The 24515-nt window shown below is 64.9% G+C and carries 19 protein-coding genes and 2 pseudogenes; 11 read left to right on the top strand and 10 right to left on the bottom strand.

The features are described from left to right. Nucleotides 1–32: 32 nt before the first annotated feature. The 5 genes from ACMGF5_RS18870 (at nt 33) to ACMGF5_RS18890 (ending at nt 7339) form a co-directional block, all read left to right on the top strand. Nucleotides 33–863: a p-hydroxycinnamoyl CoA hydratase/lyase gene (locus ACMGF5_RS18870; RefSeq protein WP_039604652.1), complete on the top strand. Its 831-nt coding sequence runs from the start codon at nt 33–35 to the stop codon at nt 861–863. 75 nt (nt 864–938) lie between these two features. Further along, nucleotides 939–2387, top strand: coding sequence for an aldehyde dehydrogenase (locus tag ACMGF5_RS18875; protein WP_012313937.1), 1449 nt, complete (start codon nt 939–941; stop codon nt 2385–2387). Nucleotides 2388–2463: 76 nt separating this feature from the next. Further along, nucleotides 2464–4347 (top strand): feruloyl-CoA synthase, encoded by a 1884-nt coding sequence (locus tag ACMGF5_RS18880; RefSeq protein ID WP_414157074.1) that lies wholly within the window; start codon nt 2464–2466, stop codon nt 4345–4347. Continuing rightward, nucleotides 4344–5585, top strand: coding sequence for a thiolase family protein (locus ACMGF5_RS18885; RefSeq protein ID WP_414157075.1), 1242 nt, complete (start codon nt 4344–4346; stop codon nt 5583–5585). Before ACMGF5_RS18880 ends, ACMGF5_RS18885 begins: the two co-directional genes overlap by 4 nt. Before the next feature lie 14 nt (nt 5586–5599). Then, on the top strand, nt 5600–7339 hold the full coding sequence (locus ACMGF5_RS18890) for an acyl-CoA dehydrogenase family protein (protein ID WP_414157076.1): 1740 nt from the start codon (nt 5600–5602) through the stop codon (nt 7337–7339). On the opposite strand, the gene ACMGF5_RS18895 is transcribed toward ACMGF5_RS18890, so the two are convergent. Together ACMGF5_RS18895 and ACMGF5_RS18900 are read right to left on the bottom strand one after the other, a co-directional pair. Continuing rightward, nucleotides 7320–8330, bottom strand: coding sequence for a formylglycine-generating enzyme family protein (locus ACMGF5_RS18895; RefSeq protein ID WP_119688729.1), 1011 nt, complete (start codon nt 8328–8330; stop codon nt 7320–7322). The genes ACMGF5_RS18890 and ACMGF5_RS18895 overlap by 20 nt on opposite strands. Further along, nucleotides 8327–9997, bottom strand: coding sequence for an arylsulfatase (locus ACMGF5_RS18900; protein ID WP_119688730.1), 1671 nt, complete (start codon nt 9995–9997; stop codon nt 8327–8329). Before ACMGF5_RS18900 ends, ACMGF5_RS18895 begins: the two co-directional genes overlap by 4 nt. 248 nt (nt 9998–10245) lie before the next feature. On the opposite strand from ACMGF5_RS18900, the gene ACMGF5_RS18905 reads away from it, so the two are divergent. Beyond that, nucleotides 10246–11637 carry an alginate export family protein gene (locus ACMGF5_RS18905; RefSeq protein WP_119688731.1) on the top strand — a complete coding sequence of 464 codons (1392 nt, stop codon included), beginning with the start codon at nt 10246–10248 and terminating at the stop codon, nt 11635–11637. A 36-nt stretch (nt 11638–11673) separates the two neighbouring features. Further along, nucleotides 11674–12879 carry a 3-(3-hydroxy-phenyl)propionate transporter MhpT gene (gene mhpT / locus ACMGF5_RS18910; RefSeq protein ID WP_046785637.1) on the top strand — a complete coding sequence of 402 codons (1206 nt, stop codon included), beginning with the start codon at nt 11674–11676 and terminating at the stop codon, nt 12877–12879. Between the two features lie 79 nt (nt 12880–12958). On the opposite strand, the gene ACMGF5_RS18915 is transcribed toward mhpT, so the two are convergent. Next, nucleotides 12959–13468: a nucleoside deaminase gene (locus tag ACMGF5_RS18915; RefSeq protein WP_119688732.1), complete on the bottom strand. Its 510-nt coding sequence runs from the start codon at nt 13466–13468 to the stop codon at nt 12959–12961. A 34-nt stretch (nt 13469–13502) separates the two neighbouring features. Further along, nucleotides 13503–14837 (bottom strand): nucleobase:cation symporter-2 family protein, encoded by a 1335-nt coding sequence (locus ACMGF5_RS18920; protein ID WP_367903600.1) that lies wholly within the window; start codon nt 14835–14837, stop codon nt 13503–13505. A 185-nt stretch (nt 14838–15022) separates the two neighbouring features. Between ACMGF5_RS18920 and ACMGF5_RS18925 the strand changes: the two genes are divergently transcribed. Beyond that, nucleotides 15023–15937 carry a LysR family transcriptional regulator gene (locus ACMGF5_RS18925; RefSeq protein ID WP_414157077.1) on the top strand — a complete coding sequence of 305 codons (915 nt, stop codon included), beginning with the start codon at nt 15023–15025 and terminating at the stop codon, nt 15935–15937. 98 nt (nt 15938–16035) lie between these two features. Continuing rightward, nucleotides 16036–16521, top strand: coding sequence for an anti-virulence regulator CigR family protein (locus tag ACMGF5_RS18930; protein WP_115275191.1), 486 nt, complete (start codon nt 16036–16038; stop codon nt 16519–16521). Between the two features lie 19 nt (nt 16522–16540). On the opposite strand, the gene ACMGF5_RS18935 is transcribed toward ACMGF5_RS18930, so the two are convergent. Beyond that, entirely contained in the window at nt 16541–17515 is a 975-nt protein-coding gene (locus tag ACMGF5_RS18935; protein ID WP_414157867.1) for a 5'-nucleotidase, read from the bottom strand. A 185-nt stretch (nt 17516–17700) separates the two neighbouring features. On the opposite strand from ACMGF5_RS18935, the pseudogene adhP reads away from it, so the two are divergent. Beyond that, a pseudogene (adhP, locus tag ACMGF5_RS18940) lies at nt 17701–18711 on the top strand (alcohol dehydrogenase AdhP). Between the two features lie 104 nt (nt 18712–18815). Here adhP and ACMGF5_RS18945 read toward each other — a convergent pair. From ACMGF5_RS18945 to ACMGF5_RS18955, 3 genes are all read right to left on the bottom strand, one after another. Then, complete coding sequence (locus ACMGF5_RS18945) at nt 18816–19562, bottom strand: SDR family NAD(P)-dependent oxidoreductase (protein ID WP_414157078.1); 747 nt, start codon at nt 19560–19562, stop codon at nt 18816–18818. A gap of 12 nt (nt 19563–19574) precedes the next feature. Further along, nucleotides 19575–20261 carry a type 1 glutamine amidotransferase domain-containing protein gene (locus ACMGF5_RS18950; protein WP_414157079.1) on the bottom strand — a complete coding sequence of 229 codons (687 nt, stop codon included), beginning with the start codon at nt 20259–20261 and terminating at the stop codon, nt 19575–19577. 450 nt (nt 20262–20711) lie between these two features. Then, nucleotides 20712–21335, bottom strand: a complete 624-nt coding sequence (locus ACMGF5_RS18955; protein ID WP_125924836.1) for a glutathione S-transferase family protein — start codon at nt 21333–21335, stop codon at nt 20712–20714. Between the two features lie 481 nt (nt 21336–21816). On the opposite strand from ACMGF5_RS18955, the gene ACMGF5_RS18960 reads away from it, so the two are divergent. Beyond that, a complete protein-coding gene (locus ACMGF5_RS18960) occupies nt 21817–22122 on the top strand; it encodes a hypothetical protein (RefSeq protein WP_414157080.1) in 306 nt (101 codons plus the stop codon). Between the two features lie 195 nt (nt 22123–22317). Here the strand turns inward: ACMGF5_RS18960 and ACMGF5_RS18965 are convergent, their stop codons facing one another. Next, entirely contained in the window at nt 22318–23073 is a 756-nt protein-coding gene (locus tag ACMGF5_RS18965) for a methyl-accepting chemotaxis protein (protein WP_371316831.1), read from the bottom strand. A gap of 102 nt (nt 23074–23175) precedes the next feature. After that, a pseudogene (locus ACMGF5_RS18970) lies at nt 23176–24462 on the bottom strand (HAMP domain-containing protein); the annotation flags it as partial. Nucleotides 24463–24515: the final 53 nt, after the last annotated feature.

Raw genomic sequence — 24515 nt, forward strand, 5'->3', positions numbered from 1 at the left:
GTCACCACCTCGAACAACAAGAGTGCAGAACCATGAGCAAATACGAAGGCCGCTGGACCACCGTGAAGGTCGAACTGGAGTCGGGCATCGCCTGGGTAACCCTCAACCGCCCGGAAAAACGCAATGCCATGAGCCCCACCCTGAACCGGGAAATGGTCGACGTGCTGGAAACCCTGGAGCAGGACGCTGACGCCGGCGTGCTGGTGCTGACCGGGGCCGGTGAGTCGTGGACTGCAGGCATGGACCTGAAGGAATACTTCCGCGAGGTCGACGCCGGCCCCGAAATCCTTCAGGAAAAAATCCGCCGTGAAGCCTCGCAATGGCAATGGAAGCTGCTGCGCATGTACGCCAAGCCGACCATCGCCATGGTCAACGGCTGGTGCTTCGGCGGCGGTTTCAGCCCGCTGGTGGCCTGCGACCTGGCCATCTGCGCCGACGAGGCCACCTTCGGCCTGTCGGAAATCAACTGGGGCATCCCGCCCGGCAACCTGGTCAGCAAGGCGATGGCCGATACCGTTGGCCATCGCCAGTCGCTGTACTACATCATGACCGGCAAGACCTTCGGCGGTACCAAAGCCGCCGAGATGGGCCTGGTCAACGAGAGCGTACCGCTGGCCCAGCTGCGCGAGACGACCCGCGAGCTGGCGCTGAACCTGCTGGAGAAAAACCCGGTGGTGCTGCGTGCAGCCAAGAACGGTTTCAAGCGTTGCCGCGAACTGACCTGGGAGCAGAACGAAGACTACCTCTACGCCAAACTCGACCAGTCCCGCCTGCTGGACACCGAGGGCGGTCGCGAGCAGGGCATGAAGCAGTTCCTCGACGACAAGTCCATCAAGCCGGGCCTGCAGGCTTACAAACGCTGAGGGCCGGGGCGGGCTGTGCCGCCACTGGCCACAGCCTGCGGATATTTCTCTACAACCACAACAAGAGGGATGAGCATGTTGCAGGTGCCTTTGCTGATTGGCGGGCAGTCGCGCCCCGCCAGCGATGGACGAACCTTCCAGCGCTGCAACCCGGTCACCGGTGAGGTGGTGTCGCAAGCCGCTGCCGCCACGCTGGCCGATGCCGATGCTGCGGTGGCCGCCGCCAGTGCAGCGTTCCCGGCCTGGGCCGCGCTGGCGCCCGGTGAGCGGCGCAGCCGCTTGCTGGCCGGCGCCGACCTGCTGCAGGCGCGGGCTGCCGAGTTCATCGCCGCGGCCGGCGAAACCGGGGCCATGGCCAACTGGTATGGCTTCAACGTGAAGCTGGCCGCCAACATGCTGCGCGAAGCTGCGGCCATGACCACGCAGATTACCGGTGAGGTCATCCCCTCGGATGTGCCCGGCAGCTTTGCCATGGCCCTGCGCGCCCCTTGCGGTGTGGTGCTGGGCATCGCGCCGTGGAACGCCCCGGTGATCCTCGCCACGCGGGCCATCGCCATGCCGCTGGCCTGTGGCAACACCGTGGTGCTCAAGGCCTCCGAGGTCAGCCCGGCGGTGCACAGGCTGATCGGCCAGGTGCTCCACGATGCAGGCTTGGGCGAAGGCGTGGTCAATGTGATCAGCAATGACCCTGCCGATGCGCCCGCCATCGTCGAGCGGCTGATCGCCAACCCTGCGGTGCGCCGCGTCAATTTCACCGGCTCCACCCAGGTGGGGCGCATCGTCGGCGAGCTGGCTGCACGGCACCTGAAACCTGCCTTGCTCGAACTGGGCGGCAAGGCGCCGCTGCTGGTGCTCGATGACGCCGACCTGGACGCCGCCGTCGAAGCCGCAGCGTTTGGGGCCTACTTCAACCAGGGCCAGATCTGCATGTCCACCGAGCGCCTGGTGGTCGACAACCGCATCGCCGACACCTTCGTCGACAAGCTGGCGGCCAAGGTCGGCGGGCTGCGCGCAGGTGACCCACAGGCCAGCACGTCGGTGCTCGGTTCGCTGGTCAGCGGTGCGGCCGGCGAGCGCATCAAGGCGCTGATCGACGATGCCGTGGCCAAGGGCGCACGCCTGGTATGCGGCGGCCAGCTGGACGGCAGCATTTTGCAGCCCACCCTGTTGGACAACGTCGACGCAAGCATGCGCCTGTACCACGAAGAGTCCTTCGGGCCGGTGGCAGTGGTGCTGCGCGCCGAGGGCGATGAAGCCTTGCTGACGCTGGCCAACGACTCCGAGTTCGGTTTGTCGTCGGCCATCTTCAGCCGCGACACCAGCCGTGCGCTGGCCTTGGCCCAGCGTGTGGAGTCGGGTATCTGCCACATCAACGGCCCGACCGTGCATGACGAGGCGCAGATGCCCTTCGGTGGGGTCAAGGCCAGCGGCTACGGCAGCTTCGGCAGCCGCACCGCCATCGATCAATTCACCCAGCTGCGCTGGGTCACCCTCCAGCACGGCCCCAGGCATTACCCCATCTAGGCAACGCGCACCATCGGCCGCCGCCCGCACCGCCGGGCGGCGGCAGGCTGTACAACAATAACAAGGAGCAACCTGCGTGAATAACCAAGCCCGCACAGGGGCGACCGCCCCTGGTCAAAGCCCGCGCTACCGGCAGGTGTCCATCGGGCATCCCCAGGTGCAGTTCAGCGAGGCCGACGGCATCCTGCGCATGCAGGCCGTCGAGCCCCTGGCGCCGCTGCCGGCGCGCCTGCTTGACCGGCTGCTGCACTGGGCCGCACAGCGCCCGGACACCACCTTCATTGCCGCGCGTCAGCCCGACGGTGCCTGGCGCACAATCACCTACGCGCAGATGCTCGTGCAGGTACGTACCATCGCCGCCAACCTGCTGGGCTTTGGCCTGAGCGCCGAGCGGCCGCTGGCGCTTTTTTCCGGCAACGATATCGAGCACCTGCAGATCGCCTTGGGCGCCATGTACGCCGGCATCCCGTATTGCCCGGTGTCGCCGGCCTACGCGCTACTGTCCCAGGACTTTGCCAAGCTGCGGCATGTGTGCGAGGTACTGACGCCGGGGTTGGTGTTCGCCACCGACACCCAGCCGTTCCAGCGTGCCTTCGACGCCGTGCTGGACCCATCGGTGGCGGTGGTGAGCGTGCGCGGCCAGGCCGCCGGCCGCCGGCACCTGAGCTTCGACAGCCTGCTGCAGCCGGGCGACCTTGCACCAGCCGATGCGGCGTTTGCCGCCACCGGGCCCGACACCATCGCCAAGTTCCTCTTCACCTCCGGCTCCACCAAGCTGCCCAAGGCGGTCGTCACCACCCAACGCATGCTGTGCGCCAACCAGCAGATGCTGTTGCAGACCTTCCCGGTGTTCGCAGAAGAGCCGCCGGTGCTGGTGGACTGGCTGCCGTGGAACCACACCTTCGGCGGCAGCCACAACCTGGGCATCGTGCTGTACAACGGCGGCAGCTTCTACCTGGACGCCGGCAAGCCCACCCCGCAAAGCTTCGGCGAAACCTTGCGCAACCTGCGCGAGATTTCCCCCACCGCCTACCTGACCGTGCCCAAGGGCTGGGAAGAACTGGTCAAGGCGCTGGAGCAGGACGCACAGTTGCGTGAAGTGTTCTTTGCCCGCATGAAGCTGTTCTTCTTCGCCGCAGCCGGGCTTTCACAAAGCGTGTGGGACCGCCTGGACCGCATTGCCGAGCAGCACTGTGGCGAGCGTATCCGCATGATGGCTGGCCTTGGCATGACCGAAGCGGCGCCATCCTGCACGTTCACCACCGGGCCATTGTCTCTGGCAGGCTACGTGGGCTTGCCGGCACCGGGGTGCGAAGTGAAGCTGGTGCCGCTGGACGGCAAGTTGGAGGCGCGCTTTCGCGGCCCGCACATCATGCCCGGCTACTGGCGTTCGCCGCAGCAAACGGCCGAGGCGTTCGATGACGAGGGCTTTTACTGCTCGGGCGATGCCTTGAAGCTCGCCGATGCGCAGCAGCCCGAACAGGGCCTGATGTTCGATGGGCGTATTGCCGAAGACTTCAAGTTGTCGTCGGGGGTGTTCGTCAGTGTCGGGCCGCTGCGTAACCGTGCGGTGCTCGAAGGCTCACCCTATGTGCAGGACATCGTGGTGGCTGCGCCGGACCGCGAATGCCTGGGCATCCTGGTGTTCCCGCGTCTGCCCGAATGCCGGCAACTGGCCGGGCTACCGGCTGCGGCCAGCGATGCCGAAGTGCTCGGCAGCGGCGCGGTGCGCAGCTGGTTCGCCGCTTGGCTGGAGCGCCTGAACCGTGACGCCCAGGGCAACGCCAGCCGGATCGAATGGTTGTCACTGCTGGTAGAGCCGCCATCGATCGACGCCGGGGAGATCACCGACAAAGGCTCGATCAACCAGCGTGCGGTGTTGCAGCGCCGGGCTGACAAGGTAGAGGCGCTGTACCGTGGCGAAGACCCGACCGTGCTGCCCGCGCAGGCGCGCCCGTGAGCAGCGCCGGGCTGTGCACTGTGTTCGACGATGTGGCCATCGTGCAGATGGTGCGCACGCCGTGGGTCGACCTCGGCGGTGCGCTCGCCGCGGTTTCACCGATCGACCTGGGCATCAAGGCCGGGCGGGCGGTGCTGGCGCGCGCCGGCATCGCCCCGCAGGCGGTGGACAGCGTGCTGGCCGGCAGCATGGCCCAGGCCAGTTTCGATGCGTACCTGCTGCCGCGCCATGTCGGGCTGTACTGCGGGGTGCCGCAAGCCGTGCCCGCGCTTGCAGTGCAGCGCATCTGCGGCACCGGCCTCGAGCTGCTACGCCAGGCCGGGGAGCAGTTGCGCAGTGGTGTGCAGCAGGTGCTGTGCGTGGGCGCCGAGTCGATGTCGCGCAACCCGATTGCGGCGTATGAACACCGTGGCGGCTTTCGCCTTGGCGCGCCGGTAGGGTTCAAGGATTTTCTCTGGGAGGCGCTGTACGACCCGGCTGCCGGGGTGGACATGATCGGTACCGCAGAAAACCTGGCCCGCGCGTACGGCCTGAGCCGAGAGGCGGTGGATGCCTGGGCGCTGCGCAGCCATCAGCGTGCGCTGCAAGCCCAGCAGCAGGGCTGGTTCGACGAGGAAATCGTCGAGGTCACGGCAGAGGCTTTCAGTGCTGAAGGCTGCCTGCCACGTGGCATCGAACTGCCACGCGGCGTGGCCCACGTCAGCCACGACAGCCACCCGCGGCCGACCGATGCCACAGCGCTGGCCCGCCTGCGTGCGGTGCACGCCGGTGGCGTGCAAACCGCCGGCAACAGTTGTGCAGTGGTCGATGGCGCGGCGGCGGCGTTGGTGACGCGTTTTTCCGCGTGCACCCAGCCACCGTTGGCACGCTTGCTGATGGCCACGGCCGTGGGCGTGCCCCCCAGCACCATGGGCATTGGGCCGGCCCCGGCCATTGCCTTGCTGCTCGAACGCAGTTGCCTGCGCCTGGAGCAGATCGACCGCTTCGAAATCAACGAAGCGCAAGCCGCCCAGGTACTGGCAGTGGCCCAAGCGCTGCAACTGGATGTGGAAAAACTCAACGTGCATGGCGGTGCCATCGCCCTGGGCCACCCCTTGGCTGCCACCGGCCTGCGCCTGGTGCACACCCTGGCCCGTCAGTTGCGCCAGGGCAACCTGCGTTATGGCATCGCTGCGGCCTGCATCGGCGGCGGCCAAGGCATGGCGGTGCTGATCGAAAACCCCCACTTCGCGGCTTGAATCCGAGGACTCCCATGGCTTGGAAGGCTCCCCTGCAGGACATGCAATTCGTGCTGGAGCATTGGCTTAGGGCCGAACAGGAGTGGCAGCACCTGCCAGCCTACGCCGACGTCGATCTCGAGCTGGCCCTGCAAGTGCTGCAGGAGGCCGCCCGCTTCAGCGAACAGGCACTGGCGCCGTTGAATGCACCGGGCGACCGCCAGGGCTGCCGCCTGGAGCAGGGCAGGGTGCGCACACCGGACGGCTTTGCGGCGGCCTATCGGGCTTACGTGGACGGCGGCTGGCCGGCGCTGGCCTGTGAGCCCCGGTTCGGCGGCCAGGGCTTGCCGTTGGTGCTGGATGCGGCGGTTCAGGAGATGCTCTTTGCCAGCAACCATGGCTGGGCCATGTACACCGGCATCGCCCATGGCGCCTACCTGTGCCTTAAGGCCCATGGCAGCGACCAATTGCAGGCGCGTTACCTGCCCGGCATCGTCAGCGGCGCAAGCCTGCCCACCATGTGCCTGACCGAGCCGCAGGCCGGCAGTGACCTTGCCTTGCTGCGCTGCCGTGCCGAACCGCTGGGCGACGGCAGCTACGCGGTCACCGGCAACAAGCTGTTCATTTCCGGGGGCGACCACGACCTGACCCGCGACATCCTGCACCTGGTGCTGGCGCGTTTGCCCGACGCACCGGCAGGCAGCCGTGGGTTGTCATTGCTGCTGGTGCCCAACGGGTTGGAGGGCGGTGTGGGCAACGGGGTGCAGTGCGATGGCCTGGAGCACAAAATGGGCATTCGCGGCAGCGCCACCTGTGCGCTGCGCTTCGAGGGGGCCAAGGGCTGGCTGGTGGGGCAGGCGCACGGTGGCCTGGCGGCCATGTTCGTGATGATGAATTCCGCCAGGTTGCACGTCGGCCTGCAAGGGCTGGGGCACGCCGAAGCGGCTTGGCAACTGGCCCGTGACTACGCACTGGAGCGTCGCCAGATGCGCGCACCCGGGCATTCGCCGGGCGCCGCTGCCGACCCCATCCACCTGCACCCCGCCATGCGCCTGACGCTACTGGAGTTGCGGGTGCGCACCGAAGGCATGCGCAGCCTGGGATGCTGGACGGCGCACTGGCTGGATGTGGCCGACGCCTCTAATGACCCTGCCCAGCGTGCCAAAGCGTCGACCCTGGCGGCGTTGCTGACGCCGATCGTCAAGGCGGCGTTCACCGACTATGGTTTCAGCCTGTCGAGCAAAGCGCTGCAGGTGTTTGGCGGCTATGGCTACACCTGCGAATTCCCCATCGAGCAGGTGCTGCGCGACAGCCGGATTGCGATGATCTACGAAGGCACCAACGAAATTCAGGCCAACGACCTGTTGTTGCGCAAAGTGCTGGGCGATGGCGGTGAAGGCTTTGCCCTGCTGCTGGGCGAGATGCGTGCCGAGGCCGGGGCCGGCCAGGGCGGCGCTGCCGAGGCGCTCGGTACGGTCTGCGACCGGTTGCAAGGGGTGGTTGCCGAGGTCGAGCGTAGTGCTGCGCACGGCCCGGAATACCCCTACCGCGCGGCCGGGGCGTTCCTGCAGTTGTGCGCCACGGCACTGCAGGCCTTTGCCTGGGCCCGCACCGTTCGCTGCCTCGAGGCGTTGCCGGCCGATGCGTCGCTACGGCGCGAGAAGCACGAAAGCGCCACCTTCTTTTTCAACTATCTGCTGCCAGACTTCGACCGGCAGGTGGCAGCCGTCGAGGCGGCCGCCTGCCCATTGCCGTTCATTGGCGAACCGTTCTGAACCCCACGTGCGAGGTCGCGATAAAGGCCGGCTGAGGCTGGCGCGCCGAGGGCCGGTAACGCATGCACAGGTCTGCCGAGCACAGGTGCGAGCCGCCTTTGATCACCGCCACCGGTATGCCCGGCTCGGCGGGGTCGTAGCTTTCGCTCAAGGCGGGGCCGGGCGGGTCCAAGGCCGCGTCGCGTTGCGCATCGTGGCCCGGGCGATAACCGGTGCGGGTCAGCTCCCAGACATTGCCCCCCGCATCGAACACGCCGAACCGGTTGGCCGGGAAGCAGCCCACCGGTGAGGTACCGGTGAAGCCGTCAGCGGCCGTGTTGTTGTAGGGGAACTGGCCCTGCCAGGTGTTGGCCATCAGCTTGCCCTTGGGCAGCTCAGTCTTGCCCCAACTGAAGTCGGCATCTTCCAGCCCGCCACGCATGGCGTATTCCAGTTGCGCTTCGCTGGGCAGGGCACGGCCAGCCCAGCGCGCGTAGGCTTGTGCATCTTCCAGTGTCACTTGCACCACCGGGTGGTTTTCAAGCCCTGCCAGGTCACTGCCAGGGCCCTGCGGGTGTCGCCAGCTGGCCCCTGGCACAAACTGCCAGCCCGGGTTGAGCACCTTCGGCCCCTGCTGGAACACCATTGCGCCCGGCACGCGCAGCGTGTCGGGCAGGGTGGGGTCCACCTCGGCGCTGATGCCCCGTTCAGCCTGTGTAAGGTAACCGGTAACTGCCACGAACCGGGCGAACTGGGCGTTGGTGACCGGGTGCCGGTCGACCCAGAAGCCCGACACCTTTGCCGCGTGTGGCGGGCCTTCTTCATCATAGAAACGGTCTGAACCGAAGGTGAACACGCCACCCGGCAAGCGCACCATGCCATCGTGCCTGGCGGGCAAGCCGCTGTAGCCCTCGCACAGCAGTACCGGCGCCGGGGCTTGTGGCCAGGCGCCGTAGGCCACGGCGAGTAAGCCGGCGGCGACCAACGCGCAACCGGCTACCCGCGCAATCATGGCTTGCTGGCCAGGGGCATGGCGGGGCTTGCCGGGCGCCCGTCAGCGTCGATGGCGATATTGCTGCGTTGGGCATAGGCCTTCCAGTCGCGCAGCAGGTCGCTCACCTGCTGGGGGTGTGCGGCTGCGATGTCATGGTGCTCGCCAGGGTCGTTGCTCAGGTCGTACAGGTGCCAGGCCGGGGTGCCATCGGTGGCATCCCACAGCAGTTTCATCGGCCCTTTGCGCAACGAGGCGCTGCCGTTGATTTCCCAGCCCAGGGCCTCGTCATGGGCGTGGATCCGGGTGTCCTTGCCTTGCAGGTAGTCCAGCGCCGAGGTGCCCTGCGGCGGAACGATGGCGCGGTCGCGGTAGTTGATGCCGGGCATCGGCGCGCCGGCCAGTTGCAGCAGCGTCGGCATGATGTCCCTGACACTGGCCAGTTCATCGCTGCGCCCGGCCTTGATGGTGGCCGGGTGGTAAACGAAGGCGGGCACGCGGATGCCGCCCTGGTAGGTGGTCATCTTGTAGCGGCGGCTGGGCAGGGCGCTGACCTGGGCCCAGGCCGAGCCGATCATCAGGAACGAATCACGCCGCCCGTAGTTGGCCAGGCGGGTATCGAAGTTTTCCTTGATCCAGTTGGGGTCGACGCGGGTGGCATTTTCCGGCCCGTTGTCGGACATGAACAGCACCAGTGTGTTGTCCAGTTCACCGGTTTTGCGCAGGTGGTCGACCAGGCGCCCGACCTCGGCATCCAGGGCCGCCACCATGGCCGCGTAGACCTCCATGGTGCGCGCTGATTGCTGTTGCTGCTGTTTTGTCAGTGATGCCCAGCCCGGTACGCCCTCCAGTTGCGGCTCCAGCGGGAAGTCCGCTGGCACCAGCCCGGCCTTGCGCTGACGCGCCAGGCGCTCGCGGGCAATCACCTCATAACCTTGGTCGTAGCGGCCGCGGTATTGCGCCAGGTATTCATCCGGTGCCTGCAAGGGCCAGTGCGGCGCGGTGTAGGCGGCAAAGGCAAAGAAGGGTTTGTTGCTGGCCTTGCCGTCGTCGATGGCGGCGATGAGGCGGTCGGTGAACCAGGTCGTGGAGTAGAAGTCGTCGGGCAGTTCGATGGGCTCGCCATTGTGGCGGAAGGTCGAGCTGTAGTTGGGCTGCAGCGCCATGTTGGCCTGCTTGAAATGCGCGGCGCCCCCTTCGAGCAGCACGTAGGCCTGGTCGAAACCACGGTTCTGGGGCTGCTGCGCGGGCTGCATGCCCAGGTGCCATTTGCCGGAGATGTAGGTGCGGTAGCCAGCATCGTGCAGCAGTTCTGCCAGGGTGGCGACATTGCTGCCCAGGACCCCTTCGTAACCGGCGCGCACCTGAGCGCCGGCCGGCAAGCGTTTGCGTGCTTCGGCCATCATGCCCAGCCCGGCCAGGTGCGGGTCGTTGCCAGACATCAGCATGGCGCGGGTAGGGGAGCAGCTTGGCGCGGCATGGAAGTCCAGCATCAGGCGGCCGTCGGTCAGCAGTTTGTCCAGGTTGGGCGTCTGGATTTCGCTGCCCAGGGCCGATAGGTCCGAGAAGCCAAGGTCGTCAGCAACAATCAGCAGAATGTTTGGTTGTTTAACGGTTGGCGTGGCCATGGCCTGGCTTGCGCCGAGCATGAGCAAGCCGAGAGCGGCAAGAGGTTTGAGGCAGTTCATGAGGATGCTCTTTTTGTTTTGATTAGAGTCGTGGCGGCGTGCCCGCAAGGTAGAGAGCCCGCAACGTCCATGGTAACGGCCATTTCTACGGCTGCGCAGGCGCCTGTGAAAAAAACGTTCGATAAACGAACGCTGGATCTGCCTGATATCAGGTAGTTTCACTCGCCCTATTGACGGCAAGATGGTTAACAAAAATAATCGTTAACAGAGTTATCCAATTTCATAAAAACAAGTAAAGGGAAATTCTGATGACCAGGCCGTTGAACCGGTGGTGGGTGCCCGTTGTACTGCTTTCGATAGGCCAATGCGTGCAGGCGGCCAGTCCGCTTGAACAGAGCCGGCCAGGCCGGCCCGGCGCGCCTCGCTGGGTTGAGGACTATCGGTTCCTGGATGCCCCGGCCAAGGCCAGCGACCCATTCGATGGGGTGCGCTACCATCGCTTGTCCGAGTCGGCCTGGCTGCAGCTGGGGGCCGAAGCCCGTTACCGGGCCGATGTATTCAACAAGCCTTTTTTCGGCTTGCGCGGGTTGAACGACGACTCCTATTTGATGCAGCGCTTGCAGGCGCACGCCGACCTGCATCTGTTCGATGATGCTGTGCGCACCTTCGTCCAGGTGGAGAACACCCGGGCGTTCGGCAAGGACCTGTACTCCCCAAATGATGAAAGCCGCAATGAAGTGCGCCAGGCCTTCGTCGATTTCAACCATGATTTTGCCCAGGGGCGTTACACCACCCGCATCGGCCGCCAGGAGATGGGGCTTGGCGACCAGGCTTGGGTCACCTACCGGGACTCGCCCAACATCCGCCTGAGCTTCGACGGCGTGCGCGCCAGCCTCAACCTCAAGGACGGCCGCAAGCTCGACGCCTTCGCGTTTCGGCCGCTCAAGACCGGCGAGGACAGCTGGGACGATGGCAGCAACAATGCAGTCAAGTTCTATGGCCTGTATGGCACCTTGCCGCTGACGGCGGCCTGGAACATCGACCTGTTCGCCTTCGGCCTTGAAACCGATGACCGCAGCCTGGCCGGTGAAGCGGGCGACGAGCAACGCTATACCTTCGGCACGCGGGTGTTTGGCCGCCAGCAGGCGCTGGACTGGAGCTGGAACCTGGCCGGGCAGACCGGGCACCTGGGCAACGCCTCGATCCGTGCCTGGGCGCTGTCCAGCGATACCGGCTACACCTTCGCGCACGCCTGGCAGCCCCGGCTGGGCATGCGCATCGACGCCGCCAGCGGTGACCGCGAGCTGGGCGATGGCAAGGTCAACACCTTCGACCCGCTGTTCCCGCGCAACGGCGTTTATGGTGAGGCCAGCCTGACCACCTTGAGCAACATCATCGTGGTGGGGCCGACGTTCGGCTTTTCACCTTGGCGTACCTTGCGCTTCGAACCGGGCGTCTTCGAAGTGTGGAAGCAGCGTGCAGAAGACGGTGTGTACATGCCCGGCATGAGTATGTTGGCCAATACCCGTGGCACCGGGCGCCATGTGGGCACCATCTACCGTGCCAACACCCGTTGGCTGGCAACACCCAACCTGACCCTGGACGTCGACCTGAAGTACTACGACGTCAGTTCCGCCATCAAGGACGCCGGAGGGGAAGATTCTTCGTTCATCTCGTTACGTGCCACGTTCAGGCTTTGATCCTAACCCAACGCATAACAACAAAAGGGCTTACCCATGCGTGATTCATCCCCTTCTTCAAGCAAGCCGGTGCTTACCATCGGCCTGTGTTTTCTCGTGGCATTGCTCGAAGGCCTCGACCTTCAGGCTACCGGCATCGCCGCACCGCACATGGCCAAGGCGTTCGCGCTGACGCCGGCGATGCTTGGCTGGGTGTTCAGTGCAGGGCTGCTGGGGTTGCTGCCCGGTGCATTCATCGGCGGTTGGCTTGCCGACCGGCTGGGCCGCAAGAACATCCTCATCGTGGCGGTGCTGTTGTTCGGCGGCTTTTCGCTCGGTACCGCCCTGGCCGACAGCTACGCCTCGCTGCTGGTCGCTCGACTGATGACGGGCCTGGGCCTGGGCGCCGCGTTGCCCATCCTGATCGCCCTGGCCAGTGAAGCGGCGCCCGAGCGGCTGCGCAGCACCGCCGTGAGCATCACGTATTGTGGCGTGCCCCTGGGCGGCGCCATCGCTTCGATCATCGGCATGGCGCCGTTGGGCGAAGACTGGCGTGTGGTGTTCTATGTGGGTGGTATCGCACCGATCGTCATCGCCCTGGTGCTGGTGGTATGGCTGAAAGAGTCCCAGGCGTTTCGTGCTCAAACCGGTGAGAAGGTTGCCGGCCAAGGCATGCTGGCCCAGTTGTTCGGGCCGGGGCATGCAAGCCGCACCCTGCTGCTGTGGGTGGCGTGCTTCTTTACCCTGACCGTGTTGTACATGCTGCTCAACTGGTTGCCTTCGTTGCTGATCGGGCAAGGTTTCAGCCGCCCGCAGGCAGGCACGGTACAGATCCTGTTCAACCTCGGCGGTGCGGCCGGCTCGTTCCTGACCGGGCGGATGATGGACAAGGGCCACGCCCGCCGCGCAGTGTTCATCGCGTATATCGGCATGCTGGCGGCGCTGGCGGGGCTTGGCCTGTCGACCAGCTTTGCCTTCATGCTCGTGGCCGGGTTCATTGCCGGCTACTGCGCCATCGGCGGCCAACTGGTGCTGTACGCACTGGCGCCGACCCTGTATTCGACCCAGGTGCGGGCCACTGGGGTGGGCGCTTCGGTTGCCATCGGGCGCTTGGGTTCGATGGCCGGGCCGTTGGCGGCGGGGCAGATCCTGGCCGCAGGGACGGGCGTAGGCGGGGTGCTACTGGCGGCTTCACCAGGCCTGGTGGTGGCTGCTGTGGCGGCACGGGCATTGCTGGCCAAACGTAACCGCCAACCGCAGTAAGCTGCCTGCAGGCGGTTCAAGGTGCCAGGCAGTTCGGTGACCCTGCCTGGCACTTCTTGGGCTCAGTGTGCGGCCATGCTCATTTCCAGAACCCCTTGTGCGCAGCCGCTGCTTCGTCCTCCAACAGCGGGCCGTGCACGATCACATCACGCTGACCACGGGCGAACACCTCACGGCACGGCAAGGAAAACGTCGGATTTTCCGGGTGGTCCCCGGTCAGCCCGAGCAGCGTATGTTCCGACAGCGCATACACCACCCGGCCAATACCGGTCCAGTACACGGCACCGGCGCACATGCAGCAGGGTTCGGCGCTGGTGTAGAGCGTGCAGTTGGCCAGTGCTTCGGGCGGCAGGGCCTTGGCTGCCAGGGCCGCAGCGACCAGTTCGGCGTGTTGGGTGGGGTCGCCTTCGGGCGGCATGGAGTTGTTGCCAGCGCTGGCGATCACCCGGCCTTCGGCATCGGCGACGATGGCCGCGAAGGGGTGGCGACCGCGTGCTTTGGACTGCTCTGCCAGGCGCATCGACTGGCGTAGCAGGTCCAGGTCGAGGGCGGACAGGTCGGTGGCAGCTGGCGTGTAGAGAGTGGTCATGGATGCTCCTGGGGATAGGCAGGGGTAAAAGGGCTCACTTGGCCACGCTGGCATCGGCGCGGTCCGGGTCTGTGGTCTTGTCGTCATTGAGCAGCAGGTTGAGCGTGATCGCCGTGATCGCGCCGAGGAAAATGCCGCTCTCCAGCACCAGCTTGAGCGGGCCGCTCAGGTGATGGAAAAGCGCCGGGAACGACATTGGCAACACGCCGATGCTGATCGAAACGGCGACGATGATGCCGTTGCGGGTACCTTCGAAAGGCACGCGTGAGAGCGCCTGGATACCGGCCACCGTGGTCATGCCGAACATGACGATGGCGCACCCGCCCAGCACCGGCGTGGGCACGGCGGCGATCAGCGCGCCCAGTTTAGGAAACAGCCCCATCAGCACCATGATTGCGCCGGCAGCGGCGACCACGAAGCGGCTCTTGACGTTGGAAAGCGCGATCAGCCCGGTGTTCTGGGTGAAGGCGTTGTACGGGAAACTGTTGAACAGCCCGCCGAGCATCGTCGACAGGCCGTCTGCCCGGAAAGCGTTGCCTAGTGTGCTGGTATCTGTGGGCTTGCCGACCAGTTTGCCGATGGCCAGGCAGTTGCCCGTGGTCTCGGCCATGATCACCAGCATCGCCAGCACCATGATGAGGATTGGCGTAGTGGAGAACTGCGGCGCACCGAAGGCCATGGGTGGGCTCAGCTCGAACCAGGCGGCTTCGCTGACCTTGCCGAAGTGCGTCATGCCAAAGGCTGCGGCCAGCAGGCTGCCGCACAGCAGGCCGATCAGCACGCTGAGGTTGCCGATAAAGCCCGAAAAGCGCGCATACACCAGCAGCGTGATGGCGACCGTCGCCATGCCCAGCAGCAGGTTGGCGGGGTTGCCGAAGTCCGGCGCCCCCGGGTCGCCGCCACCCAGCCAGATGGCCGCTGCGGGCATCAGCGAGATACCGATGATGGTGATCAGGCTGCCGATCACCACCGGCGGGAAAAAGCGCAGCAGCCGGCTGAACAGCGGCGCGAGGCCGATGGTGATGGCGCCGGCGGCAATCACGGCGCCAAACACCTCCTGCAGGCCGTACTGCTTGCCGATCATGATCATCGGTGCCAGCGCGATGAACGAGCAGCCCTGGATCAACGGCAGGCGTGCCCCGAAGCGCCAGAAACCGAGGGTCTGGATCAGTGTGGCGATGCCCGAGGTGAACAGGTTGGCGTTGATCAGCGTCACGATCTGCGCCTGGGTAAGGCCCAGTGCGCTACCGAGGATGAGTGGCACCGCGACCGCGCCGGCATACATCACCAGCACGTGCTGCAGGCCAAAGGTGAACAGTTGCCGCAGCGGTAATACTTCGTCTACAGCGTGGACCTTGCTTGGGCTCATGGCGTGAATCTCCTGAAGGTGCGGCTCTTTTCGTTGTTTTCGGCGCCTGGAGTGACACGCAGCGCAGGTTTGAACAGGGCAGCTGCAAGCGTGGTCGAGGCCGATGATCCGGCGAAATGAACGATGGAACAAATGAGTAACCATCGTTAGCATCGATGGATCATGTGGCGGAGCAGGGGGTGGGGATGCGCTTTTCGCTGGAGCAATTGCAGGTGTTCGTCGCCGCAGTACAAGCGGGCTCGTTTTCGGCAGCGGCGCGGCGCCTGGGGCGTACCCAGTCCACCGTCAGCGCTGCAATCAGCAACCTGGAAACCGACCTGGGCGTGGAGTTGTTCGACCGCAGCAGCCGCATTCCGGCATTGACCGCCGCCGGGCATAAACTGCTGCTGCGGGCCGAGGGCATCCTTGAGCGTTGCTATGCCCTGGAGGGCAGCGCCGACAACCTGGCGCAGCAGGCCGAGCCTGCGCTCACGCTCGCCATCGAGGTGCCGTATGGGTCACTGATCCCGGTGTTCAAAGCGTTCGATCAGGCGTTCCCCTTCGTCGACTTGCTGATTCGCCACCCGGTGCACGGTGATGTCAGTGAAATGGTGCATAAAGGTGAGGCAGACCTGGGCATCGCTTTTTCCCAGCCGGGCTACCCGCCTGCATTGGCCTTCCAGCAGTTGGGCAAACTGATCATGGCTCATGTCTGCCACGCCACCCACCCGCTGTCGCAACTGCAAACCTGCACCTTCGCCGACCTGCACGCCCACCGCCGCCTGGCCTTCTTCGCCCACGCGCAAAAGCTGCCCAGCAGCGAATACCTGCGTACCGCGCAGCTTTGGCAGGCCGAGAGCTACCTGGCGCTGGTGGAAATGGTGCGCGGTGGCCTGGGTTGGGCGACCCTGCCACGGCAGTTGGTGCAGCGAGAGCTGGATGCCGGTGAACTGATCGAGTTGCAGCTGCAGGCCTATCCGCACACCGACTGGTTGGTCGGCGTCGACCTGCTTTGGCATCAGCAGCGCCGGCCGGGCAGGGCTGCCCTGTGGTTGCGCGATTGCCTGCAGCGCACCAAGGTGTTCGAGCTGGACCGGCGCGGCATGCCTACCACGTTGTAGGCGCCATGTGCTGAGCCTGCCAGGCGCGCTGGCCTGCTGCCGATGATTGCAACGTCGTCTACATTTCAACAAATCTCTACACCGCAAAGGATGCTCTCATGGCCAAGTTGAACGCTCTGATTGCCGCTGTAACGTCAGTGGCATTGCTCGCGGCGTCGGGCGCTGCGCTCGCCGACCCGGGTAACGGCAAAGGCAACGGTAATGGCAACGATAAGGGGCATGGGCAAGGCAAGGGGCAGGCCCCGCATGCCCAAGGGCAAGGCAACGCTGGCGGCAAAAAGGGTGGCTCGGGTAGCGATGACTGGCATGGCGGGCCGTCGATCGACCGGGGGGATGTGCTGGGCATTCTGGGTGGCCACCGCAGCTATTGGAGCCCGGGCCCAGCATTACCGCCGGGCATCCAGAAAAACCTGGCGCGCGGCAAGCCACTGCCGCCTGGTATCGCCAAGAAGCTCGATGGCCGGCTGCTTGGGCAGTTGCCTCATTACGACGGATACGAGTGGATGCAGGCCGGGGTTGACCTGATCCTGGTAGCTGTCGCCACGGGGATCATTTATGAGGTGGTGAATGGGGCGTTCGATTGAAGTGGCTGAAGCGGCGCTTTCAACCCATCTTCAAGCGTGCCGTGGTCGTGTTGACCACCTCGCTCGGGCGCCGCTCTAGCGTTTTGTTGGCTACCCCAAACGGCACATGCACCATCGGCAAATCCCCTGCCGCCGACATCAGATGGCTGCGCTGGTCATCGAAGAACATGTGTGGTTTGAGAATCGACAGCACGCGGCTCTTCTCCATTCCCCCAAGAAAGAACGATTCATCCGGTGAAACACCCCAGTCCTTCAAGGTCGTCACCACCCGTTCATGTGACGGGGCATTGCGCGCGGTGACGATGGCGATACGCAGGATGCGTTTGTATGCCGGGTCCTGCACCAGCTTCTGATCTTCGAGCGTGCGAATCAGCGAAAGCTTGCGATACAGGTCCGCCAACGGCCCCGGCTGGTGCGGAATGGCCTTGTGCGCATGTTCATGGGCCTGGAATTCATTCAGGTCCTGGCGCTCTTTGTACACGCTCTCCGCTTCGTCATCGGCAATCACCCCATCGAAGTCGAAGGCCACCCGCAATTCGGTGTCGATCTCGTCATCATAGATCTTGCTCGGCAGCACCAGGCCGGCGGGGTAGTCGGCGTCGATGGCACGCTGCACGTCGCCTTCGTGGGCGCTGAGAAACAGCGAGGCGTTGAAGGCGGGGATGTATTCGTAGGGCGAGCGGCCGGACATGAATGCGGCACGGGTGATATCCAGGCCGTAATGGGCGATGGAGCGGAACACCCGCAGGCCGGTTTCGGGTGAGTTGCGCGACAGCAGCACCACTTCTACCGGCAACTGCTCGGGGAAGGCCTTGTTGATGCTCAGGAAGCGGCGGATGAAGGGGAATGCCACGCCTTTGGGGAAGGGTACGTCGAGGTTGGCTTCCTGGTGCAGGCGGTAGGCTTCCACGCCATCTGTCTGGTAGATATCGTCCGAGACGGTCAGGTCGAACAGTGCACTGGAGGCGACGCCGACGACGAGTTTCTGTTCGATGGGCTAGGGCATGGCGGGCTTCCTGGTGATGGTGCAGGGGCGCCTTGTCAGCAGGCTAGGCTCGAATCCTAGCAAACCCGGGCACCTACCGTCTCAGACCCTGACCTGCAGCAAGTCCTGCGGCCAAACCACCACTATGCTGAACCCTTCAACTCAAGCTCACTCAAGTAATCAAGGAGGCATTCATGAAAGCTGTAGTTGTTGCAAAAGGGCGCCGTGTGGACGTGGTGGAAAAAACCCTGCGCCCGCTTGCGCACGGTGAAGCGTTGCTGAAGATGTAGTGCTGTGGCGTGTGCCACACCGACCTGCACGTCAAGAATGGCGATTTCGGTGACAAGACCGGTGTGATCCTCGGCCACGAAGGGATTGGCGTGGTGGTGGAGGTAGGGCCGGGCGTCACTTCGCTCAAGCCGGGCGACCGGGCCAGCGTGGCGTGGTTCTTCCAGGGCTGTGGGCACTGCGAGTACTGCAACAGCGGTAACGAAACGCTGTGCCGTGAGGTGAAGAACTCGGGCTATACCGTCGACGGCGGCATGGCAGAGGCGTGCATCGTGGTGGCCGACTACGCGGTAAAGGTGCCCGAGGGGCTCGACTCGGCTGCCGCCAGCAGCATCACCTGCGCCGGTGTGACCACCTACAAAGCGGTGAAATCGTCCAACATCCGCCCCGGGCAGTGGATTGCGGTTTACGGCCTCGGTGGGCTGGGCAACCTGGCCCTGCAGTATGCGAAGAATGTCTTCAACGCCCGGGTCATCGCGATCGATGTGAATGATGAGCAACTGGCGTTCGCCCGTGAAATGGGCGCCGACCTGGTGGTCAATGCGCGCAGTGAGGATGTAGCCAAAGTCATCCAGGCGCAAACCGGTGGCGCGCATGCGGCCGTGGTGACGGCAGTGTCGAAAAGCGCGTTCAACTCTGCGGTCGATGCGCTGCGTGCCGGTGGCCGGCTGGTGGCTGTCGGGCTGCCGCCGGAGGCCATGAGCCTGGACATTCCGCGGCTGGTGCTCGATGGCATCGAAGTGGTCGGGTCACTGGTCGGTACCCGCCAGGACCTGGCTGAAGCCTTTGAATTTGCCGCGCAAGGCAAGGTGGTGCCGAAGGTCACGCTGCGGCCGATCGAAGACATCAACGACATTTTCGAAGAGATGCTGGAAGGTAAGATCAAGGGTCGGATGGTGATCAACTTCGCGGATTGAGCGGTGCGCGGTCAGGTGCATGGGGCGGGTTTTTCAGCGCTGTCTGGATCGAGCGCCAGAACACCCGAGCCATGCACCCGTCCCTGTCGTCAACCTTGGCGACCTCACCAGGTGATCGGCTGACCGTCCCACGCCCAGAAGCTGCCACTGTCCGCCGGCCCAAGCCGGCCAATCTGCTCCAGGATGCACTGCGCCGCGAACGCAGGTTCAAACAATTGTTCGGCGGGCACATTGGCCTGAAACGGTTGGGAAAGCTGCGTATCGGTAGTGCCGGGGTGCAGCACCAGCACCGTGGAAGCTGGGTTGATGCGTTTGAGTTCGATGCTTGCCGTATGCAGCAACTGGTTCAACGCGGCCTTGCTGGCGCGGTAGCTGTACCAGCCGCCCAGGCGATTGTCGCCGATGGACCCGACCCTGGCCGACAGCGCGGCAAAGGTGCAGGGCTGATTGCGCAGCAGCGCCAGCAGGTGCTTGAGCAGCAGCACCGGCGCGAACGCGTTGGTCGCGAAGCTGGCCTGCAGGCCAGCCAGGTCGAGTTGGGCAAGGGCCTTTTCCGCCTTGGCACCGTCGCGCTGCAGAATGCCCAAGGTGCTTATGACCAGATCAAGGTGCGTGCAGGTGCGGCCGACCTCACGGGCCAGTGCCTCAAGGGACTGTTCGTTGCGGGCGTCGCAATCGATGCGCACCAAGCGCTCGCCATGTGCAGCGGCGAGCGCGGCCAGGGCTTCGCTGCCCCTGGCCTGGCGCGACACCGCCCACACCCGCGCCACGTCATCGCTTGCCAGCAGCTGTTCACAAAGCGCCAGGCCGATGCCCTGGCTGGCGCCGCAGATGAGTGCGTTCAGCGTCATGGTGCAGCGGCCCTATTCGCTTGCCAGGCGCTTGAGCAGCGCCGTGGCCACCGCCTCGGACGATGCCGGGTTCTGCCCGGTGATCAGGTGCCCGTCCTCGACCACATGGCTCGCCCAGTCCGGGCCCTTGGAATACTCACCGCCGTTGCGCTTGAGCATGTCCTCGACCAGAAATGGCACCACCTCAGTCAGCCCGACCGCGTCTTCCTCGCTATTGGCGAACCCGGTCACTTTCTTGCCCTTGACCACAGGATGGCCGTCTGGCGCGTTGACGTTCTTGAACACACCCGGTGCATGGCACACGGCGGCGATCGGTTTGTTGGACGCATAGAAGGCTTCGAGCAGCGTCTTGGAATCGTTGTCCTCGGCCAGGTCCCACAGCGGCCCATGGCCACCGGGATAAAACACGGCGTCGAAGTCGTAAGGGTCGATTTCGCTCAGCGGTACTGTGTCGGCCAATGCCATCTGCCCCTCGGTATCACTGCGAAAACGCCGGGTCGCATCGGTTTGCGCATCGTCCTCGTCGCTCTTGGGGTCCAGCGGCGGCTGCCCGCCTTTGGGCGAGGCGAGCGTGACGTCTGCGTTGGCGTCGATGAACACGTAGTAAGGTGCGGCGAACTCCTCCAGCCAGAAGCCGGTTTTTTTGCCGGTGTCGCCCAACTGATCGTGGGATGTCAGCACCATCAGGATCTTTTTCATCTGAGCCTGTTCTCCAAACATGAATGGGCAGCGCGCCGTTCGCCCTGCATTACTGTGGGAGGGCGCAGCAGGGCAGACGTTCCCTGCGCAGCAGCATCCTGTGTTGTCAGCTTTGCGCAGTCTGCGGCCATACCACGGCCTGGCAAAGCAAGTATGTCCGATATCCTGCGGCAGAATGCAGCATCGCCCTTGCTGGTGATGCAGGCGCTGCGGTGTATGGCACCGGCTTTGCCGGTGATCGCCGGCAAGCCGGCTCCTACAGGAGTGGCGTCAGCTGTAGAAATTGGATAAGCCAGTGCCCCGCAAGGTGGTGAAACGGGTTGGATGCCATGCCTTATGGCCGGCGCCGTACCTCGTGTGTGTGCCGGCTTGCCGGCGATCACCGGCGAAGCCGGTGCCTGTCGAGCTTCAGCCGTTACGCCGGCCTGGCCCTCGTGGTTGACGCTACCCCTACGCCATCCCGTTGCGCCCATGGGCCAGGAAGCCTGCACGCTCGCTCAACCGTTGGTAGTAATCCCGTACCGCCGGCAGGTGCGGGTGCTCGAAGGGCGTTTCGAACCAGCGATTGACCGAAAGCCCGATGGGGATATCGGCCAGCGTAAAGCTGTCACCGGCCACATAAGCACCGGTCGCAGCCAACTGCTGCTCGAGGATTCGCATATGGCGCGACCAGTCTGCGCAGCCGGCGGCCAGCGCCTGGGCATCCTGGTGCGCGGGTGAGTGACGCACCAGCGACATGAACGCATAGCTCCACGAGCGGTTCAGGTCCGAGGCCTGCCAGTCGATCCATTGATCCACCCTGGCCCTGGCCGTGGCCTCGGTGGGGTACACCAGTGCATCGCCATAACGCGTGGCCAGGTAGCGGATGATGGTGTTGGATTCCCACAGCGTGAAGTCGCCGTCCTGAATCACTGGGACCATGGCGTTGGGGTTCAGGGCCAGGAAGGCGGGCGTGTCGGTGGGCTGGAAGCCTGCGCCCCAGTCTTCGCGCTCGAAGGGAATATCGAACTCGATGCAGGCCCAGAGGACCTTGCGCACATTGATGGAAGAATCCCTGCCCAATATCCGTAGCATGCTGTAGTCCTTTTCCGGGAAGAGCCGATCGTCAACCACGGCACTTCTTCGGTCAAGCGTAAAGCGCAATGGACAGTAGCGGCCATGCACCCCCACCTAGGCACCGATTCGGTCCCCGGCGAGACGGCCGTTACCGAGGCCTTGCAGCCTTGGTGTTACGCCCATTCTGGCGTTTAGCATTTGGATGGATCGCGGGCAAGAAGCCCGGCAGCCGGCTACGCTCACTACTTGAGAAACATTCTGCAACATTAGGCCAGCAGGCCCTGAAGGATCACGTTCACCGCTGCTGATGGATGGTCGCGCTGGTTTGGCAGGTCGCCCCATGGGGGGCGCAAAACACAGGTTGCCGCAAGCAATCTGTGCAACTCCAAGCGGAGGATCATCATGCTCAGGAAATGCTTGTTGGCTTTGGCCATCGGGGCTGTGTTGTCGGCTTCGGCGGTATTGGTGCCTGACACTATCGGCAATACTTCGAATGCGTATGCGAAGGATGGTGGTGGTGGTGGTGGTGGTGGTGGTGGTGGTGGTGGTGGTGGTGGCGGTGGTGGCGGTGGTGGCGGCCACGGCGGTGGGGGAGGTCACGGAGGCGGCGGTCACGGCGGTGGGGGGCATGGAGGCGGCAGCGGTGGCAGTGGCGCAGGCCACGGCGGTAGCGGCCACAGCGGTGATGGCGGCGGTCATGCTAGCTCAGGTCGCGGTGAAAGTGGCCGCAACGGGGCGGATGATGGGGCCAACCATGAAGCGAATCACGAAGCCAGTCATGGTGTGGGTGAGGCCCACGGCGTAGGGCATGGTGCTGATGATGGGGTCAATCATGATGTCGGGGATGATCATGGAGGTGATCGGACCTGACATTCACTCACCTCATGCAGCCCGATCCTGTCGCCGGCAACCCGGCCACAGGCACCCCGCTGCATGTCAGCTGTTGCAGGCCTCATCGCTGGAATGTTTGCGTAGCCATGCCAGCGATGAGAAGCACCCGTCAGACGCGGAACTGGTCCATCAACCCCTGCTGCTGGTTGGCCAGGCTGTTGAGCGACTGGCTGACCCGCGCCGACTCGTTGGCCTGCCCGGACAACGACTCGGTGACATCGCGGATGGTCGCGACATTGCTGTTGATCTCTTCGGCCACTGCGCTCTGTTCTTCGGCGGCGGAGGCGATCTGCAGGTTCATGTCGGTGATCACGGTCACGGCCTGGCCGATGCGCTGCAGCGCGGTGACGGCCTGGCCGACCTGCTCCACACCGCCCTGGGCCTGGCGGTGGCTGTTGTCCATGGCACCGACCACCTCGCGGGTGCCGGCCTGCAGGGCTTCGATGACCTGGCGGGTTTCTTCCACCGACTCCTGGGTGCGCTGGGCCAGGTTGCGCACTTCATCGGCGACCACGGCGAAGCCACGGCCGGCCTCACCGGCACGGGCGGCTTCGATGGCGGCATTGAGTGCCAGCAGGTTGGTCTGCTCGGCGATCGAGCGGATCACCTCCAGCACCGAGCCGATCTTCTCGCTGTTGTGGGCCAGCCCTTCGACCTCGGCCATCGCATGGCTCATGTCTGCTGCCAGTGTGTCGATGCTGCGGGTGGTGCGGTCGATCACCGCCAGGCCTTCGCGGGTTGCCTGGTCTGCTTCACGGGCGGCCTGTGCAGCCTGTGCGGCGCTGCGGGCGACGTCCTGGGCCGTGGCGCTCATTTCGTGCGAGGCGGTGGCCGCCTGGTCGACCTGGCGGTATTGCTGTTCCATGCCGGCGCTGGTTTGCGTGGCAATCGCCGAGGACTGGTCTGCGGTGCTGCGGGCCGCCTGCACCGAGCGTTTGACCTCGGCGATGGTCGGCTGCAGTTTGTCCAGGAAGCGGTTGAACCAGCCGGCCAGTTCGCCGAGCTCGTCCTGTTTGTCATAGGTCAGGCGGCGGGTGAGGTCGCCTTCACCACTGGCGATGTCCTTGAGCATGGCCGCCACCCCGAGGATCGGCCGGGTCACGCCACGGGCCATCAGCCACACCAGCAGCAGGCCGGCAATCGCAGCGCCCAGGCCAAGGCCCAGCTCCAGCAGGGTGCCGCTGGTGTTCAGGGCGTCGAGCTCTTGCTTCAGCGCCTCGGCCGGCCCGGTCAGGGCGTTTTCCGGCACATCCAGCAGCACACCCCATGGCTGGGCGCCAGGGATCGGCTGGAACGCCGCGAGTACCTTGAGGCGTTGCTGGTCGTGGTGGACGCTCAATTTACCTTCGGCCAGCTTGCGTACCAGTTCGGCGCCTTTGCTGGTGTCAACCTGGTCGAAACGCTGGGCCAGCTTGCTGGCATCGGCACTGTAGCCGGCCAGCAGGCCCACGGGGCTGAGAATGCCTATCGTGGTGCGGCCCTCGTACAGGCTGCGGCTGGCTTCCTGGCTCAGGGCCTGCAGGCTGTTGAGGTTGATGTCGATGGACAGGGTGGCGATCACCTTGCCGTTGACCGCCAGCGGGAACACGATGCTGGTCATCAGCACGCGCTGGCCGTCGATGTCGTAGAAGTACGGCTCCACCACGCAGACCTTGCCGCTGCTGCGCGGGCACACCCACCAAGTGTTGGCGGGCTGGCCGCTGGGGCCGATCTCGGTGTTGGCCATGTCGTGCTCGGGCAGGGCCATGGCGGTCAGCTGGCCCACGCGCGGCTGCGACCAGTACAAAGCGAAGCGGCCGGTCTCGTTGCTGCCAAGCTCGGCTTGGCCGGTGAAGAGGCTGTCCTTGCCGTCCAGGGCATTGGGTTCGAACACCAGTGACAGGCCCAGCAGGTCGGGGTTGGCCTGCAGGGCTGCACGAACCTGGCGGGTCATGTCTTCGCGCAGGTCGTAGGCATCCAGGAAGCGCTTTTCCGCCTGTTCACGCAGGAACAGCACCTGGCGGGCGAACCCGGCGCCGTACTGGTAGGCATCCATGAACTGGCGGCTGATGTTCAAGGCCTGGACCTCGCCTTGCGACTCGATGCGCGCCTGCGCTGCCTCACTGAGCATCTTCTCGCTGCTGGCTTTGACCAGGTCCGAGCTGTGGTCCATGCGGTACAGCGAAAGGCCGACGAGCAGTGTGACGATGCTGGCCAGGCACAGGCCGGCAAGCAGGGTGATCTTCCACTGGATGGAAAGTTGTCGCAAAGGCATGGGGCGTCCCTTTTTTGAGGGTAAGGGTTTGGCTTTGGATCTTGGGTGGGGCT

It is taken from the genome of Pseudomonas sp. BNK-15 (assembly GCF_047456105.1).
Classification (GTDB): domain Bacteria; phylum Pseudomonadota; class Gammaproteobacteria; order Pseudomonadales; family Pseudomonadaceae; genus Aquipseudomonas; species Aquipseudomonas putida_E.

Bases quoted from the DNA above. Each gene is read 5' to 3' on its own strand.
- ACMGF5_RS18930 (WP_115275191.1), top strand. From the start codon at position 16,036: ATGGCCAAGTTGAACGCTCTGATTGCCGCTGTAACGTCAGTGGCATTG.
- ACMGF5_RS18875 (WP_012313937.1), top strand. From the start codon at position 939: ATGTTGCAGGTGCCTTTGCTGATTGGCGGGCAGTCGCGCCCCGCCAGC.
- ACMGF5_RS18895 (WP_119688729.1), bottom strand. From the start codon at position 8,330: ATGATTGCGCGGGTAGCCGGTTGCGCGTTGGTCGCCGCCGGCTTACTC.
- ACMGF5_RS18920 (WP_367903600.1), bottom strand. From the start codon at position 14,837: ATGAGCCCAAGCAAGGTCCACGCTGTAGACGAAGTATTACCGCTGCGG.
- ACMGF5_RS18955 (WP_125924836.1), bottom strand. From the start codon at position 21,335: ATGCTACGGATATTGGGCAGGGATTCTTCCATCAATGTGCGCAAGGTC.
- ACMGF5_RS18965 (WP_371316831.1), bottom strand. From the start codon at position 23,073: ATGGAACAGCAATACCGCCAGGTCGACCAGGCGGCCACCGCCTCGCAC.
- ACMGF5_RS18960 (WP_414157080.1), top strand. From the start codon at position 21,817: ATGCGAAGGATGGTGGTGGTGGTGGTGGTGGTGGTGGTGGTGGTGGTG.
- ACMGF5_RS18900 (WP_119688730.1), bottom strand. From the start codon at position 9,997: ATGAACTGCCTCAAACCTCTTGCCGCTCTCGGCTTGCTCATGCTCGGC.
- mhpT (WP_046785637.1), top strand. From the start codon at position 11,674: ATGCGTGATTCATCCCCTTCTTCAAGCAAGCCGGTGCTTACCATCGGC.
- ACMGF5_RS18950 (WP_414157079.1), bottom strand. From the start codon at position 20,261: ATGAAAAAGATCCTGATGGTGCTGACATCCCACGATCAGTTGGGCGAC.
- ACMGF5_RS18905 (WP_119688731.1), top strand. From the start codon at position 10,246: ATGACCAGGCCGTTGAACCGGTGGTGGGTGCCCGTTGTACTGCTTTCG.
- ACMGF5_RS18870 (WP_039604652.1), top strand. From the start codon at position 33: ATGAGCAAATACGAAGGCCGCTGGACCACCGTGAAGGTCGAACTGGAG.
- ACMGF5_RS18890 (WP_414157076.1), top strand. From the start codon at position 5,600: ATGGCTTGGAAGGCTCCCCTGCAGGACATGCAATTCGTGCTGGAGCAT.
- ACMGF5_RS18945 (WP_414157078.1), bottom strand. From the start codon at position 19,562: ATGACGCTGAACGCACTCATCTGCGGCGCCAGCCAGGGCATCGGCCTG.
- ACMGF5_RS18915 (WP_119688732.1), bottom strand. From the start codon at position 13,468: ATGACCACTCTCTACACGCCAGCTGCCACCGACCTGTCCGCCCTCGAC.
- ACMGF5_RS18925 (WP_414157077.1), top strand. From the start codon at position 15,023: ATGCGCTTTTCGCTGGAGCAATTGCAGGTGTTCGTCGCCGCAGTACAA.